The sequence below is a fragment of the Pseudodesulfovibrio halophilus DSM 5663 genome (genome assembly GCF_059568665.1).
The window spans coordinates 21,168-35,878 of sequence record NZ_JCANTV010000005.1 but is presented as its reverse complement, the minus strand read 5'-3'; the positions used below and the strand labels follow the sequence as shown (position 1 = coordinate 35,878).

The 14,711-nt window shown below is 59.4% G+C and carries 17 protein-coding genes; 11 read left to right on the top strand and 6 right to left on the bottom strand.

The features are described 5' to 3' along the window. The first annotated feature begins 222 nt into the window (after window positions 1-222). Window positions 223-507, top strand: coding sequence for a DUF2325 domain-containing protein (locus BR24_RS01945; protein WP_496539833.1), 285 nt, complete (start codon window positions 223-225; stop codon window positions 505-507). 1 nt (window position 508) lies between these two features. On the opposite strand, the gene BR24_RS01940 is transcribed toward BR24_RS01945, so the two are convergent. From BR24_RS01940 to BR24_RS01930, 3 genes are all read right to left on the bottom strand, one after another. Beyond that, window positions 509-1,474: a chemotaxis protein gene (locus tag BR24_RS01940; RefSeq protein WP_496539832.1), complete on the bottom strand. Its 966-nt coding sequence runs from the start codon at window positions 1,472-1,474 to the stop codon at window positions 509-511. A 134-nt stretch (window positions 1,475-1,608) separates the two neighbouring features. After that, window positions 1,609-2,706 carry an N-acetylneuraminate synthase family protein gene (locus BR24_RS01935; protein ID WP_496539831.1) on the bottom strand — a complete coding sequence of 366 codons (1,098 nt, stop codon included), beginning with the start codon at window positions 2,704-2,706 and terminating at the stop codon, window positions 1,609-1,611. 2 nt (window positions 2,707-2,708) lie between these two features. After that, the gene (locus BR24_RS01930) at window positions 2,709-3,359 is read right to left on the bottom strand and encodes a winged helix-turn-helix transcriptional regulator (protein WP_496539830.1); all 651 of its coding nucleotides are present in this window, start codon (window positions 3,357-3,359) and stop codon (window positions 2,709-2,711) included. 561 nt (window positions 3,360-3,920) lie between these two features. Between BR24_RS01930 and BR24_RS01925 the strand changes: the two genes are divergently transcribed. From BR24_RS01925 to BR24_RS01900, 6 genes are all read left to right on the top strand, one after another. Next, entirely contained in the window at window positions 3,921-5,624 is a 1,704-nt protein-coding gene (locus tag BR24_RS01925) for a long-chain-fatty-acid--CoA ligase (protein WP_496539829.1), read from the top strand. Window positions 5,625-5,998: 374 nt separating this feature from the next. Further along, a complete protein-coding gene (locus BR24_RS01920; RefSeq protein WP_496539828.1) occupies window positions 5,999-7,177 on the top strand; it encodes an ABC transporter substrate-binding protein in 1,179 nt (392 codons plus the stop codon). Window positions 7,178-7,299: 122 nt separating this feature from the next. Next, window positions 7,300-8,211, top strand: a complete 912-nt coding sequence (locus BR24_RS01915) for a branched-chain amino acid ABC transporter permease (RefSeq protein WP_496539827.1) — start codon at window positions 7,300-7,302, stop codon at window positions 8,209-8,211. A 14-nt stretch (window positions 8,212-8,225) separates the two neighbouring features. After that, a complete protein-coding gene (locus tag BR24_RS01910; protein ID WP_496539826.1) occupies window positions 8,226-9,308 on the top strand; it encodes a branched-chain amino acid ABC transporter permease in 1,083 nt (360 codons plus the stop codon). 9 nt (window positions 9,309-9,317) lie between these two features. Then, window positions 9,318-10,085 (top strand): ABC transporter ATP-binding protein, encoded by a 768-nt coding sequence (locus tag BR24_RS01905; protein ID WP_496539825.1) that lies wholly within the window; start codon window positions 9,318-9,320, stop codon window positions 10,083-10,085. Continuing rightward, a complete protein-coding gene (locus tag BR24_RS01900; protein WP_496539824.1) occupies window positions 10,082-10,819 on the top strand; it encodes an ABC transporter ATP-binding protein in 738 nt (245 codons plus the stop codon). The genes BR24_RS01905 and BR24_RS01900 overlap by 4 nt, the downstream gene beginning before the upstream one ends. 83 nt (window positions 10,820-10,902) lie before the next feature. On the opposite strand, the gene BR24_RS01895 is transcribed toward BR24_RS01900, so the two are convergent. The 3 genes from BR24_RS01895 to BR24_RS01885 form a co-directional block, all read right to left on the bottom strand. Next, window positions 10,903-11,289: a DUF3568 family protein gene (locus BR24_RS01895; protein WP_496539823.1), complete on the bottom strand. Its 387-nt coding sequence runs from the start codon at window positions 11,287-11,289 to the stop codon at window positions 10,903-10,905. Between the two features lie 167 nt (window positions 11,290-11,456). Then, window positions 11,457-11,762 (bottom strand): putative quinol monooxygenase, encoded by a 306-nt coding sequence (locus BR24_RS01890; protein ID WP_496539822.1) that lies wholly within the window; start codon window positions 11,760-11,762, stop codon window positions 11,457-11,459. Continuing rightward, complete coding sequence (locus BR24_RS01885; protein ID WP_496539821.1) at window positions 11,762-12,277, bottom strand: nitroreductase family protein; 516 nt, start codon at window positions 12,275-12,277, stop codon at window positions 11,762-11,764. The genes BR24_RS01890 and BR24_RS01885 overlap by 1 nt, the downstream gene beginning before the upstream one ends. A gap of 138 nt (window positions 12,278-12,415) precedes the next feature. Here BR24_RS01885 and BR24_RS01880 point away from each other — a divergent pair, with 138 nt between their 5' ends. The 4 genes from BR24_RS01880 to BR24_RS01865 all read left to right on the top strand — a co-directional run bounded on the left by BR24_RS01880 (window position 12,416) and on the right by BR24_RS01865 (window position 14,654). After that, the gene (locus BR24_RS01880; protein ID WP_496539820.1) at window positions 12,416-12,790 is read left to right on the top strand and encodes a winged helix-turn-helix transcriptional regulator; all 375 of its coding nucleotides are present in this window, start codon (window positions 12,416-12,418) and stop codon (window positions 12,788-12,790) included. 40 nt (window positions 12,791-12,830) lie between these two features. Continuing rightward, the gene (locus tag BR24_RS01875) at window positions 12,831-13,373 is read left to right on the top strand and encodes a hypothetical protein (RefSeq protein ID WP_496539819.1); all 543 of its coding nucleotides are present in this window, start codon (window positions 12,831-12,833) and stop codon (window positions 13,371-13,373) included. 70 nt (window positions 13,374-13,443) lie between these two features. Next, the gene (locus BR24_RS01870; RefSeq protein WP_496539818.1) at window positions 13,444-14,190 is read left to right on the top strand and encodes a substrate-binding periplasmic protein; all 747 of its coding nucleotides are present in this window, start codon (window positions 13,444-13,446) and stop codon (window positions 14,188-14,190) included. Window positions 14,191-14,237: 47 nt separating this feature from the next. Further along, complete coding sequence (locus BR24_RS01865) at window positions 14,238-14,654, top strand: secondary thiamine-phosphate synthase enzyme YjbQ (protein ID WP_496539817.1); 417 nt, start codon at window positions 14,238-14,240, stop codon at window positions 14,652-14,654. Window positions 14,655-14,711: the final 57 nt, after the last annotated feature.

Sequence of the window (14,711 nt, the reverse complement as noted above, 5' to 3'; positions counted from 1 at the left end):
GCACGCAGCCGAACTCCGGCGCACTCCATATCAGCAGCAATGAATCTGCGCCTCCAGCATGTAGTCCAATAGTCCCGAATGACGAAGATTCTCGATACACTTTCGTGAACGGCCACCACGGGATCCCCGGAGAATCATAAAAACCCGGACAAACCTGTTGACAGCCGAGCCGTGCTTTGTTTAATTGAAAACGAATCTCAATATCAACACAGGGAGACCATCATGTGCGCAGCACTCGTAGGCGGAATGGACAGACTGAAAAGGGAATACATGAACGAAGCCAAGAAGCAGGGCATCAAGCTGAAGTTCTTCACCGGGAAGGAACGCAACATAAGCGGCGGCGTAGGCGGTGTCGACCTGGTGGTCATGTTCACGAACAAGATTTCCCACAAGGCCCGCAACGAAGTCATGGGCGTGGTCAAAAGCAAGGACATCCCTATGGTCATGCATCACTCCTGCGGAGTGAGCTCCCTGAGGCGCTGCCTGAACGAGAACAGGGGAATCTAGCTCAGGAACGAGCCGCTTTGTCCGGATCCCATTCCTGTATGAGCCGGATAACCCGGGAGGTCAGCTCGTCGAATTCGGGCTTGGTCACCTGATCGTCGGCCTTGACCGACTCGCCCTTGTGGCGCAGGCCCTTGGATATGAGCGACGAGAAGAGGCAGACGGGAATGACTTTGAGGACGGGGTCTTCCTTGATCTTGCGGGTCAGTGTGTACCCGTCCATCTGCGGCATCTCGATGTCGGAGACGACAACGTCGACATATTCCAACGGACTGCGGTTTTCCTGACGGCTGCGTTCCCGAATCTTCTCCAGCCGGGACCAGGCCTCTGCGCCGTCGCCCACCACCTCTGCCTCGAAATTGGCTGAGGCAAAGTTGTTGCTGAGCAGCGCCCTCACGGATGTGGAGTCATCCGCCACCAGAGCGCGGTAGCGGGTCGCTGAACGCTCCACTTCTCCCGTTCCGGTCTGGCTGCCGGAGCCGTCGAGCTCGGACAGAACCTGTTCAAGGTCCAGCATGAGCGCGAAGCGGTCCTGAATCTTGACCGTGCCGGTGATGCAGTTGGTATCGAAGCTCGCGACATAGCGCGGGGGAGGCTCAACGTCGCGCCAGTTGACGCGGTGAATCTGGGTAACGCCGGAAACACGGAACCCGGTCACGGCGTTGTTGAACTCCGTTACGATTATCGGCTCGTTTTCCTCGGCGTCTCGCTCCATGTCGAGCCAGACGCTCAAATCGATGACGGGCAGGATGAGGTCCCGAAGCGGGATTGTTCCGAGAAAGCTCGGATGCGGGGCGGCCTCCGACCCTTCCAGGCCGTCCGGAGCCTCCACCACCTCCAGAACCTTGGCGACGTTGACCCCGAAATAATGCGTGTGACGCTCTCCGTCCACACTCTCGTGAACAAAGAACTCAATTATTTCAAGTTCATTGGTACCTGTCTCAAGCAGAATATCCTGTTCCGCGCTCATGGAAGCCCTCCTGGACGCATCGGGTGCATTTGGAGAACCTTAGCGCAACAGGCGCAAAACGTGAATACGAATCAGACGGTTGACGACAAACTATAATGGTTGCCGCCTTCCCGTCACGATCCGCGTTCCCGATCTCAATACCGCGCGCTCGCCGCCTCGAGGGTTTCGCCGTCGTGCTTCTCGAGCATTTCCCACTGTACGGGCTGCTCGTGCTTCACGCTGTGGCGCAGCACGCCGCCGACCACCTCGTCCCAGTACATTGGCGACACCCCGGCGCGCGGGCAGCGAGTGGTCAGGTCCGCCGAAGTCACCACGTGACCGGCAGGCAGGTCGCGGGAAAAGACGATGCACTTGCGCAGCTTCTTGGCCGCCGACTGCTCCTCTGGGAAAACGATCTTGCCACGCACCTGCATGGCCTTCTCGGTCTCGCGGATCATGGTCACCAGCGCCTCGAGGTCTGCGGGCTCGAGGGAGACCTGATGGTCCGTTCCCTTGAGCGTCTTGTCGAGGGTGAAGTGCCGCTCCACGACGTGTGCGCCAAGGGCCGCGGCAGCCACGCTCGGTCCGAGGCCGCGTTCGTGTCCGGAGTATCCCACCGGTACGCCGAAGCGCTCGGAAAGGGTTTCCATGACGGGCAGGCCGATGCACTCCTCGGGGCACGGATACGTGCTGTTGCAGTGCAGCAGGATCAAATTGTCATGATAGGAGCGGATGACGTCCACGGCCGCTTCGATCTCCTCGAGGGAGCTCATGCCCGTGGAAAGGATGACCGGGACGTTCGCGGCCGCATATTTGGCGACCAACGGAAGGTTCACCAGTTCTGCGGAACTGATCTTGAGCAGTTCCACGTCCAGCGAGAGGATCTCGTCGAGGCTCGGGTCGTCCCATGCCGAGGCGAAGAAGACCAGCCCGAGGGACTCGGCGAGCTTCTTCAGCTCGCCCATCTCCTCAATGGAAAGCTCCAGCGCATCGCGATGCTCCCCGTAGGTGGGCCCGAAGCTGTTGCAACCGGTATAGGCCGCGGCGCGTCCCTCACGGGTGAGCAGCGATTCGGTATGCCGCTTCTGGAATTTGACCGCCTGCGCCCCGGTACGGGCGGCTTCCCTGATCATTCGCGCGGCGATTTCGGGATCGCCCTGATGGTTGTTGCCGATTTCCGCGACGACAAAGCAGGAATGACCTTCGCCGATCGTGACTCCGGACCGCAGCGTGACGCTCTTGACCTGTTCCATAATCAGAATCTCACAATGTCTATGCCCTTCTTTCGAGCCAGAGGCTCTACTTGGGCGTAAATCTCGTCCTGCCTTCCGAACGAGGTGATCACCACGGCGTCGAAATCCAACTGCTCCATGAGCACCGGGGAGGAAACAACGTAACCGTGAAACAATTGACCGTATTTATTTGAATTGTTGTCGACCAGAGCCACAACCTTGAACGGGCTGTCCTGCAGGGTGGAGAGCACCACCTCGCAGGTCTCGGATGCCCCGAACAGCGCCAGCCGCAGCAGGCCAGCCTCGCTCAGCGGGGAGAGACGTTCACGAATGAATTCCTTGACGGTGGTATAAATGCGCACCGTCTCCGAGGAATAATCGGCCAGCATCCTGCGGCGTCTGGCGACGCCCCTCTCGGTCAACTGGTACCGATAGCTCTTGCCGTTGACGGGCTCGTACTCAACCAGACCGTCGGCCTGCATCTGCCGCAGGTACTGGTTGACCATCGCACCGGAAAGACTCAGCCTTTTGCCCAGCTCAAACTGCGAAAGTCCGCAGTCGATCGAGAGCGCATCCAGCATCGCGAGGATGCGGGTATTCTTGCTCGGCTTCAGGTAGTTCCCTTCCGAGATGAGCTGTTTGACGATCCGGTTTTCACCGGCTGGTGCTTCCATACCGTTCATATACTCAACATTTCTCCGGCTCGATGGGCATTTTCACAACTCTTGCGGTTCTAGCCGCGCCTGTCCCGCATGTCAATTAAACCGCCGCCTGAAGCGCATATTCCCCTACGGTTGGGCGGAGTGCACTTGGATCAAAAACCGTCTACACAATGAATAATCGGTTAGGTAAACGATCGGCTTTACCCCGTGTCGAGATGTTGGCGGTTTTTTCCGTCTCGATTCCTTTATCAAGAACCGTGCCCATTCATCCGAACACGGCCTGAGGTTTCTGCGCGCCTCTTCGTTTAATACATATACCTCCGACAACTAGGGGATTTTCCCGGTCAGAACATGGGAGGTCCCTATTGTTTTTTACCCCTGCGTGAACCATAAGTGTTCCTGCCACGTTTTGTGGCGCCATGCTATACGTCCCGCCCGAGAGGCCCCGGTCCCGTCCGACCGGGGCCTCACTGGTTTCAGGGGGAGGCTTCCCAATGTTGACCCCCCTCGCCCCTCTGGTATACCTTCCGCCGAACCGTTTTTACCGCCAATAATCGTTTCGAAGGATATATCATGGACAGCTTCCACCGCCCCTGGGTCGAATCGTACGATGCCGAGGTGCCGCCAAATCTGGATTACGAGCGTCTGCCGATGCACGAATATCTGGATAGGGCCGCCAGAAAGTGGCCCAACCGCAAGGCCATCATCTTCCAAAACTGGTCGTGCACCTACGCCAAGCTCAAACAGCTCAGCGGCGTCTTCGCCGCCAATCTCAAGAAACAGGGGCTCAAGCGCGGCGACCGCGTCGCCCTGATGCTGCCCAACCTGCCCCAGACGCTCATAGCCTACTGGGGCACCCTGCGCGCAGGCGGCGTGGTGACCATGGTCAACCCGCTGTACATGGAAACGGAAATCGTTCACCAGTTCAACGATTCCGGCGCGCGATTCCTGGTCGCCCTGGACATGCTCTGGCCCAAGCTGGAAAAACTCATGCCCGAGCTGCCGACCGAGAAATATTTCTTCACCTCCATCGCAGACTCTCTGCGCTTTCCGTTGAACCTGCTCTACAGGGTCAAGACGGCCCGGGAAGGCAAGAAACCGGCCATCCCCTTTGACGGCAAGAAGGTCCAGCCGTTCAAGCCGCTTGTCTCCGGTCGCAAGACCTACACCTGCGACGACATCGACCCGGACGAGATGGCCATGCTCCAGTACACGGGCGGCACCACCGGCATCGCCAAGGGGTGCGTCCTCTCGCACTTCAACCTCGGGGCCAACGTCCAGCAGTGCAGCGCCATGCTCAGTGAGCTTTCCAAAAACCCGCAGATATTCCTCGGCGTGCTGCCCTATTTCCATATATACGGGCTGACCACCTGCTGCACGTGGCCCATCTCCATAGGCGCAACGCTCATCCCCTTCCCCCGCTATGTGCCGCAGGACGTACTCAAGGGCATCCACAAGCACCGACCAACGGTCTTTCCCGGAGCCCCTTCCGTTTACATTTCGCTGCTGCAACAGAAAAACGTCGCCAAATTCGACCTCAAGTCGATTCAGTACTGCGTTTCCGGCTCGGCGCCCATGCCGGTGGAGTACATCGAAAGTTTATACAAGATGGCCGGGGCGAAAATTCTTGAAGGATTCGGCCTCACCGAAGCCTCGCCGGTCACACACCTGAACCCGATCCGGGGCGAGCGCAAGAACGGCTCCATCGGCCTGCCTTTTCCGGACACCGATGCCAAGATCGTGGACATGGAGGTTGCGGGCGACCCGTTGCCCGTGGGCAAAATGGGCGAACTGGTGATCCGGGGGCCGCAGGTGATGAAAGGCTACTACAACCGGCCCGACGCCACCGCGGACGTGCTGCGCAACGGCTGGCTCTTCACCGGCGACATCGGATACATGGACGAGGACGGCTACTTTTTCATTGTCGACCGCAAGAAGGACCTCATCATCTCCGGCGGGTACAACATCTACCCGCGCGAAGTGGACGAAGTGCTCTACGCGCATCCGGACATCCGCGAGGCCGTCACCGTGGGCATCCCTCACCCCCAGCGCGGGGAAATCGTCAAGGCCTACATCGTCCTCGAGCCGAACACGAAGATGTCCAGGTCGGACGTGATCAGCTTCTGCCGTGAGAAGCTGGCCAACTACAAGGTCCCCAAACAGGTCGAGTTCCGCAAGGAGCTGCCCAAGACCATGGTCGGCAAGGTTCTCAGACGCGCCCTCCGCGAAGAGGAGATCGAAAAGGCTGAAAAAAGAAAGGAAAAAAAGTCGAAATAAAAATCGACAATTTTGCACTAAGATTCCGCATGAAGGCCCACCCCGGTGGGCCTTTTTCTATGCCTTTTTCCAAGAGCAGAACCTTGCGCCTGTGACTGCGCATCAACCTCTTTTTCGATCAAAAAATCATCAAAAATTCAAAAAACGAACTTCGGTTGGATTTTTACAAAATTAGAACACTATCAAAGGAGGCCAAACCTCTTTAAACATCATTGCAAATATAGCTGCTTTAAAAGTCCACTTTTAACCGATTCTGAAAATCACATTGTCTTTTTTGTTAAAATATGACCTCTTTTCTTTCGAGAAGCAATCGGGTAAGCCTGATCGAACTTGAGGGTTTTCCGTATTGTCTTTCACAATCTGAGGAGGAAGAAATGAGTCATTGCTTCAGCAAACTGGGCGCGCTCGTCCTGAGTCTCGCCGCCTGCCTGTGTCTGGCCACCGCTGCCGTGGCGAACGAGCCCATCAAGATCGGGTTCAACCTGCCGCTGACAGGGGACATCCCCGAAGTTGGCGAGGGGTCCAAGAACGCTGCCGAGATGTATCTCGAGGACATCAACGAGGCCGGCGGGCTTGAAGTCGGCGGCGAACAGTATCCGCTGGAATTCATCTACATGGACAACGAGTCCAAGCCGGACTCCGCGGTCAACGCCGCCCTCAAGCTCATCGAGCAGGAAAGCGTCGTCGCGGTCATCGGCCCCAACTCCTCCAACCAGGCGGTTCCCGCCGGCGGCACATGCAACGACAACCGCGTCCCCATGATCTCCCCGTGGTCCACCAACGTGAACACCACCCTTGATCGCCCGTGGGTATTCCGCGCAGCGTTCCTCGATGATTTCCAGGGCGTCGTTGCAGCCAACTTCGCGTCCTCCAAGTTCCAGGCCGCCAAGGCCGCGGTCATCTTCGACATTTCCAACCCCTATTCTGACGGTCTCGCCAACGTGTTCAGAGAAGCATGGGAAAAGAAACACGGTGAAGGCTCCGTCGTCGCGTTCGTGTCCCACGGCGCCAAGGATCAGGACTTCTCGGCACAGCTGACCAAGATAATCGCCGCCGACCCGGACTTCATCTTCGTGCCGGACAACTACAACCAGACCGCCCTGATCATTCCGCAGGCCCGGGACCTCGGCTATCAGGGTCCGTTCATGGGTGCCGACGCATGGGGCACCCCCGACCTCATCAAGCTCTGCGGAGAGGACTGCTACGGCCAGTATTTCTCCACCCACTACGCAGCGGCAGGCGCCACCGGTGCCACCAAGGAATTCATCGACCGCTACAAGGAAGCATACGGCTCCGTTCCCGCCGACTACGCGGCCCTGACCTGGGACGCCATCGGCCTCATGCTGCAGGCCATCCAGAACGCCGGAACCGTGGAGCGCAACCCCCGCAAGATGCGCAAGCTCGTGCGCGAGGGCCTCGCCTCCATCAAGTCCTTCCCCGGCATCACCGGCGACATGAAGTTCGACAAGCAGGGCGATCCCATCAAGTGCGCCGTGGTCGTCGAGATCGACGATCAGGGAGACTTCGTCTTCGCCGAGTCCGTCTGCCCGTAACCCTTACAGCCACCGGGCGGAGCCGAACGGCTCCGCCCGCTTGACGAGACACGGAAGATCCCGCGGGGCTTTTGGGTCCCGACTGAACCGACACGGAAACATTTCTCATAGGAAAGACTGCTGTGGACTTCATCATCCAGAACATACTCAACGCCCTTCAGTGGGGAAGTTTCTACGCGCTCATCGCGCTCGGCTACACCCTCGTCTACGGTGTTCTGCTGCTCATCAACTTCGCCCACGGCGACGTTTTCATGGTGGGAGCCTACATCGCCTTCGGCCTCGCCACGATGCTGCTCGGGCCGACGGTGGGCCTATCCCCGGCTCTGGCGTTCGTGATCATCATTCCCCTGACCATGATGCTCACCGCCTGCGTTGGGGTCACCCTTGAACGAATCGCCTACCGACCATTGCGAAGAAAAGGGGCGCACCGGCTCTATGTGGTCATCACGGCCCTGATGTGCGGCCTGATCCTCGAATACTCCAACCTCGCCGCGTTCGGCGCCAGCAGGCTCAAGTTCCCGACGCTGCTGGAAAAGACCGTCTGGAACATCGGCGGCGTCGCCGTGACCAACCTCAAGATACTGGTCATCTTCGCAGCCGTGACCGTATTCCTCATTCTCAACTTCATCGTGACCAAAACCAAGATCGGCATGGCCATGCGCGGCATCTCCTACGACAAGTTCGCCATCCCGCTCATGGGCATCCCCATCGACAACATCATCGTCTTCACCTTCGTGCTTGGCTCTGGCTTCGCCGGACTGGCGGGCCTGCTCTTCGCCATGTCCTACCCGATCCTCGAGCCTTTCATGGGTGCCATCATCGGCTGGAAGGCGTTCATCGCGGCCGTCGTGGGCGGCATCGGCGACATCCGGGGCGCGTTCGTCGGCGGATTCCTGCTCGGTTTCATCGAAATCGGCGTGGTCTCGGTCTTTCCGTCCACCTACCGCGACTTCTTCGCCTTCTCCATCCTGCTGTTCATCCTGTGGCTCAAACCCACGGGGCTATTCGGCGTGGCCCGCACAACCAAGATCTAAGGCGGGGCCGAATCATGACGAAATACACGTTCAACATCGCATACGCCCTGTTCTGCGTCGGGCTGCTCTTCATCGCCCACAACCAGTATGAATACGACTTCATCAACAACTACACCCTGTCGGTATTCATGTTCACCGGCATCAACATCATCATCGCCACGAGCCTGAACCTCGTTAACGGCAACATGGGCGAATTCTCGTGCGGCCACGCGGCCTTCATCTGCGTGGGCGCCTACGTCTCGTCCATCCTCTCGGTGCTGTGCTTCGGGTCCAAGTTCGGCGACCCGCTCTTCCCCGCCGAATACGCCATGTTCCTGTTCCCGGTGGTCATCATCATCGGCGGGCTGGTGGCCTCGCTGGCGGGCATCCTCGTGGCCGTGCCGTCGTTCAAGACGCGCGGCGACTACCTCGCCATCATCACCATCGCGGTGAACTACATGATCATCTCGGGCATCGAGAACATGAAGTTCATCGGCGGGCCCAGCGGCTTCATGGGCATGAAGGATACGGTATGGGCCATGGTGGACACCATCGAGCTGCCGTGGATGCTGTTCTGGGTGCTGGTATTCATGACTCTGACGGTCTGGATCATCCGGCGCTTCGTCTCTTCCACCTACGGCAAAGGCGTCAACGCCATCTGTCAGGACGAGGTGGCGGCGGAGATAATGAGCGTGAACACCAACAAGATGAAAATCGTCAACTTCATGCTCTCCTCCGGGCTGGCGGGGATCGCGGGCGGGCTGTTCGCTCACATCGTCGGTTTCATCAACCCGTCCGCCTTCGGCATCCTCAAGTCCACCGAGGCCATGGTCATGGTCTATCTCGGCGGCATGGGGTCGCTCTCCGGCGCGGTGCTGTCGGCCATCCTGTTCACGGCGCTGCTCGAAGTGCTGCGCTCGCAGTCCATCATCGACTTCATCCTGACACCGGTCACGGCCGTCATCCCCGACTGGGAGCCATCGGCCGGAGTCATCAAGTGGGTGCTCATTCCGCTGATCCTCGTACTGCTGATGCAGTTCAGGCCCGAAGGCATCATGGGCAACCGGGAACTGTCCGACTTCTTCCCCAAACTCAAGCGCTTCTACAGCTTCAAATAGGAACCAGCCATGCCACTGCTTCAAATAGACGGACTGACGCAGCGATTCGGCGGGCTACAGGCCGTTTCGGACTTCAACATCACGCTGGAGGGCGGCGAGCTGGTCGGCCTCATCGGCCCCAACGGCGCGGGCAAGACCACCATCTTCAACCTTGTCTCCGGGTTCTACCAGCCCACCGAAGGCGACATTCTGATTCAGGGAAAGGATACACGCGGCATGAGGCCGCATCAGGTCACCGCGCGCGGCGTGGCACGCACCTTCCAGAACATCCGGCTCTGGCACGACATGACCGTGCTGGACAACATCCGCATCGCCCAGCACTACCGCATGGGCTACACGGTCTGGGACTCCTTTCTGCGCACGAAACGCTACCGCAGGGGCGAGGCCAACATCGACCGAATCTCATGGGAGATGCTGGAGGCCATGAGCCTGAAGGACTATGCACATGAGTACCCGCCGAACCTGCCCTACGGCCTGCAACGGCGCGTGGAGATAGCCCGGGCCATGAGCGTGCAGCCAAAGCTGCTGCTGCTCGACGAACCCGCGGCGGGCCTCAACTCGGCGGACGTGGAAAAGCTCATCTCGCTGGTGCGCTGGATTCACGACACCTTCGACATCACCATCTGGATGATCGAGCACCAGATGAAAGTGGTCACATCCCTTTGCCAGTTCATCAAGGTCATCGACTTCGGCGCCACCATCTCGGAAGGCACCGCCGACGATATCCAGAACGACCCTACGGTTATCAAGGCCTACCTCGGAGACGACACGATATGAGCGCACCGCTTCTCGAAATCGACAACCTCTACGTCAAGTACGGCAACATCGAGGCCCTGCACGGCATCTCGTTCAGCGTGCAGCGCGGCGAAATCGTCACCCTCATCGGCGCCAATGGGGCGGGCAAATCGACCACGCTCATGTCCATCGCCCGCCTGCCGCCCCCGGAAGCGCCGAAGGTCATCTCCGGCGACATCCGGTTCGAGGGAAAGTCCATCCTCCCCATGCCGCCGGACAAGGTCGTCTCCGACCTGCATCTGGTGCTCGTGCCCGAAGGACGCCACATCTTCGGCAACCTCACCGTGGAGGAAAACCTCAAGCTCGCCACCTATGCGCGCAAGGACTCGCACGCTGACGTGGAGCGAGACTACAGGCGGGTATACTCGCTCTTCCCGCGTCTGGACGAGCGACGCAGGCAGCGCAGTGAATCCCTCTCCGGCGGGGAGCAGCAGATGCTGGCGGTGGGGCGCGCCCTCATGTCCGGCAGCACCACCATCATGCTGGACGAACCAAGCATGGGACTGGCGCCGCTTCTGATGTACGACATGTTCCGCGCGCTCAAGGACCTGAACAAGGACGGCATGACCATCCTGCTCATTGAACAGAACGCGAACCTCGCACTCAAATTCGCGCACCGCGGCTACGTCATCGACACCGGCGAAATCGTGGCCAGCGGCTCTTCCGAACAACTCATGGAGGACCCCGAAGTGAAAAAGGCCTACCTCGGAGGCTGACCGTCACGCTCGCACTTCGGGGCCGTTAAAAAGCGGCAGGCCGGTGCACCGGCCTGCCGCTTGCTCTTTTGCGCTGGTCAGCCCTAAAGGTTTGCCGCGATGGCGTCATGAATCCTTCTGGACCGGACCTTGTTGCCAAGCAGACCGACCCGGACGCTGACCTCGGTGAAGTTGTCGGCCTCCAGCGAGAGGCGAATCCAGACGTCGTCGCCCCGGTAGTCCGCGCTGATGCTGGCCGAATCGCCGTCGATCTCCTGTCCGGAGATATTCATGCCGAGGCTCCGGCAGGCCGCAAGAGAGGCGTCGTAGGTCCGTCCCAGACCGGCGCGATAATCCGCCCTGGCCTGTCCGTCCACGTAAACATAGGTACCGGTGGCCGCTGCCGTTCCCGCGATTATGGCGCCGCAACCGGCCACCGCGGTCGCGGAAACGAGTAGCATCACAGCCAGCACAAGATTCTTAACACGCATGTTCTTCTCCTCGGGCTTCGGCCCTTGATCCGTTTTGTGCATTGGGTACGCCGCTGCAACCGACCCTTATCACTTCGTGCGGTTTATTGCCAGCCTCGCCAGCGCACGCCCGGGATGCATCCCGCTGAATCAAAACGAATATCGACCGACCGGGAACAATGCCGGCCTCACTTCTCGGAGAGCGGCGTCCAGAAGGAGATCTCCGGCGCCGCGGCCATGACTTCGCCAATTTTTCTGCCGTGTTCAGCCATCCATTCCTTTTCCTGATGCTCGCTCAGGAGTTCACGGGAAGCCCAGCGCTCGAAGAGCATGAACCTCCCCGGCTGATCCGGCTTTTCGTGCATGTCGTATTGAAGGCACCCTTCGTCGCGCAGACTCTTCTGCACCAGCTCACGGAGCACCTCGCGCGCACGCTCTTCATATCCTGCCTTCGCCTCGAAAAGCACCAGTACGGTCGGCTGTTCGTTCTTCATTAGCCCTGCCATCCGTTCTTGTGCACGCGCTCCTGCCTGTAGCGGGACTCGGCGGTGGGCTGCTGTGCGGGTTCACCCATTACAATCAGTGCCAGCGGCACAACATTTTCCGGCAGGCCGAAGAGATTCCTGAATCCTTCGACGCGCTCTTCCACCGGATAAATACCGGTCCAGACCGCGCCGAGACCCTTGGCGTGAGTCGCCAGCAGGATGTTCTGGATGGCCGCGGAGCAGTCCTGCACCCAGAACCCCGGGAACTTCTCGAGGCTGGTGTCGCCGCAGACGAGGATTCCCGCCGGAGCCTTTGGAGCCATTGCCGCGTAGGGATTGAGTTCCTTGCAGGCCGCGAGTTTCTCCGGGGCGTCAACCACCACGAACTGCCACGGCTGGGCGTTGCCCGCGCTCGGGGCCATCATGCCCGCTTCGAGCACATCGCGCACGGTCTCCTCGGGCACCGGAGCGTCCGTGAATTTCCGGATGCTGCGCCTGTTCATTATTGCGTCAAAGACTTCCATTTATGTTTCCTCCTAGTATTTGATTTCAGCCAACAGGGCTTTCTTTACCTGTCTCATGTTTTGGGCTAAAGAACACCAAAACGCAAGTACGCACGGCGTTGTTCCATAGTATCCAAAAACATACCGAGGGAATCATATATGGCAGACTGCCCCATCAAGACGCTGGACGGCAGGCAATACTACTGCACCATGGAGCTGACTTTGCAGATCGTGGGCGGCAAGTGGAAGCCGATCATCCTGTACTATCTCGGCAACAAGGGCACGCTGCGCTTCAGTGAGCTCAGGCGCTCCATGCCGAGCATCACCCAGAAGATGCTTACCCAGCAGCTCCGGGAGCTGGAGGCGGACAACCTCGTCCACCGAGAGGTCTACCCGCAGGTCCCCCCCAAGGTGGAGTACTCGCTCACCGAGCTGGGCCAGTCGATCATCCCGCTGCTCCGCCAGCTCTGCGAATGGGGCAGCATGTTCGAATCCAGAAGGCTTGAGGCCCTCTCGGACGAGGACGCCGCCTGATACGAATCCACCACGCCTTCAACCGCGCCGGAGAATCCGAATGCCCGAACACGACACTCCCACACTGCATCTCACCGAGCTTCGCCGGGGCTGGCTCGATCTCGCTCTCGTCACCGCGGACAGGACCTGCGAATTCAGCGTTGCCTCGGTCTTCTCGGAGCCGCTCAAGGACCTGTGCGACTGTCTCGTTGACGCGGCGGAATATTCCGAGCGCGGCGGCGAAGGCCCGTGGCATTTCGAGTTCGAATGGCTCGGCGAAGGGTGGCTGTACGCATGGGCGGTTCGCCCGGAAGGCAGTCTGCTGCACGTCAAGACGAACTTTGCGGGCAGCAGGGTGGTCGGCGACAAACCCTCGCTCGTCTGGCATCTGGAGACGGTCTTCGAGCGCGACGAACTGGCGCTGGCGGTATGGAACCTCGGCTCCCAGATCCTGCGACGCCACGGCGTCGTGGGCTACCGCTCCCTGTGGGGGCGCGACTTTCCCCTTGCCCAGTTGCTCCAGCTTCACCAGTCTCTGAAAGGGGATATGATCCACGGCTGGTGCGACGAAATCCGCCTGCTCGGGTCCATCTGCACGGACTAAAGCATTCAGACATATAGACGGGTTCCATTCAACCTCCAACTAGGCTAGATTCACGCCTACGAGGTTCGACATGCAACGCGTTTCACTGGCCGCAGCCCTTCTTGCCGCGATTCTTCTGGCGGCCCCCTTTTCCGCATCAGCCCATCACTTGAGAATCGTCGGCGAAAACATCCCGCCCTATGCCTATTTCGAAGACGGTGAACCCTCGGGCTGCTTCGTGGGCGTCATAGCGGAAATACTCCGCAGACAAGATCGCGACCCGCATTCCGTGCGACTGCTGCCCTGGGCTCGCGGGTATCACGACCTGCAGCACAAGAAGGGGATGGTCCTGTTTCCGGTAGCCGATACACAAAAGCATCGCTCCCGTTTCTGGCTGGTAGGGCCGCTGGCGGAAATTGAGCCCATGTTCTTCCGAAACGCTCAGGAAAACATTTCCATAGCGGATTTGAATGATGCCAAGAAGGTGAACAAGATATCCGTTACCCGTGAGCATGGCGCACACAGGCGCCTTGAAGAACTGGGCTTCGACAATCTGGACCTCAGCAACGGCCACTTCTCCGACTTCGCCAAGCTCGCTGTCGGCCGGGTGTCGCTCGCGGTGATGGGACTCAGGTATTTCGAGGCATTCCTTCGGCAGCACCGTTTACTCAAGCCGGAAATGTTCGCGCCCACCGGGGTCTCACTGGGCAAGGAGTCCCTCTACATCGCTTTTTCTCCAGACGTCCCCCGTGAAGTCGTCCAGCGCTGGCAGGAGACCCTTGACGAAATGAAGCGGGATGGAACATACGACAAGATCATCAACACGTTCAGGCAGTGACCGGACAGCCGGCCCGGCAGTCCCCGAACAACAACCCCGGAGCAGCCATGAAATCCTACCGCAAGGAACTCTGGTTCGATATCCCGACGCGTCGCGCCTTCATCAACATCACCCCCGACGTGGAGCAATGCCTGAAGGAGTCGGGCATCCGTGAAGGGCTGTGCCTGGTGAACGCCATGCACATCACGGCCTCGGTCTTCATCAACGATGACGAATCCGGCCTGCATCACGACTACGAGAAGTGGCTGGAGGATCTCGCCCCGCACGAACCCGTTAGCCAGTATCGACACAACACCTACGAGGACAACGCCGACGCACACATGAAGCGCCAGATAATGGGCCGCGAGAGCGTTGTGGCCGTCACCGAAGGCAAGCTCGACTTCGGTACGTGGGAGCAGATTTTCTACGGTGAATTCGACGGCCGCAGGAAAAAGCGCGTGCTCGTGAAAATCATCGGGGAGTAGCGCGACACGGCGAACAGCGTCCGCTTATTGATTTACCCGAGCCGGAAAGTCCCACAG

What these genes read in the sequence shown, in the direction of transcription:
- BR24_RS01895 (WP_496539823.1), bottom strand. Translation starts at nt 11,289, where the DNA reads ATGCGTGTTAAGAATCTTGTGCTGGCTGTGATGCTACTCGTTTCCGCG.
- BR24_RS01930 (WP_496539830.1), bottom strand. Translation starts at nt 3,359, where the DNA reads ATGGAAGCACCAGCCGGTGAAAACCGGATCGTCAAACAGCTCATCTCG.
- BR24_RS01865 (WP_496539817.1), top strand. Translation starts at nt 14,238, where the DNA reads ATGAAATCCTACCGCAAGGAACTCTGGTTCGATATCCCGACGCGTCGC.
- BR24_RS01875 (WP_496539819.1), top strand. Translation starts at nt 12,831, where the DNA reads ATGCCCGAACACGACACTCCCACACTGCATCTCACCGAGCTTCGCCGG.
- BR24_RS01925 (WP_496539829.1), top strand. Translation starts at nt 3,921, where the DNA reads ATGGACAGCTTCCACCGCCCCTGGGTCGAATCGTACGATGCCGAGGTG.
- BR24_RS01935 (WP_496539831.1), bottom strand. Translation starts at nt 2,706, where the DNA reads ATGGAACAGGTCAAGAGCGTCACGCTGCGGTCCGGAGTCACGATCGGC.
- BR24_RS01945 (WP_496539833.1), top strand. Translation starts at nt 223, where the DNA reads ATGTGCGCAGCACTCGTAGGCGGAATGGACAGACTGAAAAGGGAATAC.
- BR24_RS01900 (WP_496539824.1), top strand. Translation starts at nt 10,082, where the DNA reads ATGAGCGCACCGCTTCTCGAAATCGACAACCTCTACGTCAAGTACGGC.
- BR24_RS01880 (WP_496539820.1), top strand. Translation starts at nt 12,416, where the DNA reads ATGGCAGACTGCCCCATCAAGACGCTGGACGGCAGGCAATACTACTGC.
- BR24_RS01910 (WP_496539826.1), top strand. Translation starts at nt 8,226, where the DNA reads ATGACGAAATACACGTTCAACATCGCATACGCCCTGTTCTGCGTCGGG.
- BR24_RS01920 (WP_496539828.1), top strand. Translation starts at nt 5,999, where the DNA reads ATGAGTCATTGCTTCAGCAAACTGGGCGCGCTCGTCCTGAGTCTCGCC.
- BR24_RS01940 (WP_496539832.1), bottom strand. Translation starts at nt 1,474, where the DNA reads ATGAGCGCGGAACAGGATATTCTGCTTGAGACAGGTACCAATGAACTT.
- BR24_RS01890 (WP_496539822.1), bottom strand. Translation starts at nt 11,762, where the DNA reads ATGAAGAACGAACAGCCGACCGTACTGGTGCTTTTCGAGGCGAAGGCA.
- BR24_RS01870 (WP_496539818.1), top strand. Translation starts at nt 13,444, where the DNA reads ATGCAACGCGTTTCACTGGCCGCAGCCCTTCTTGCCGCGATTCTTCTG.
- BR24_RS01905 (WP_496539825.1), top strand. Translation starts at nt 9,318, where the DNA reads ATGCCACTGCTTCAAATAGACGGACTGACGCAGCGATTCGGCGGGCTA.
- BR24_RS01885 (WP_496539821.1), bottom strand. Translation starts at nt 12,277, where the DNA reads ATGGAAGTCTTTGACGCAATAATGAACAGGCGCAGCATCCGGAAATTC.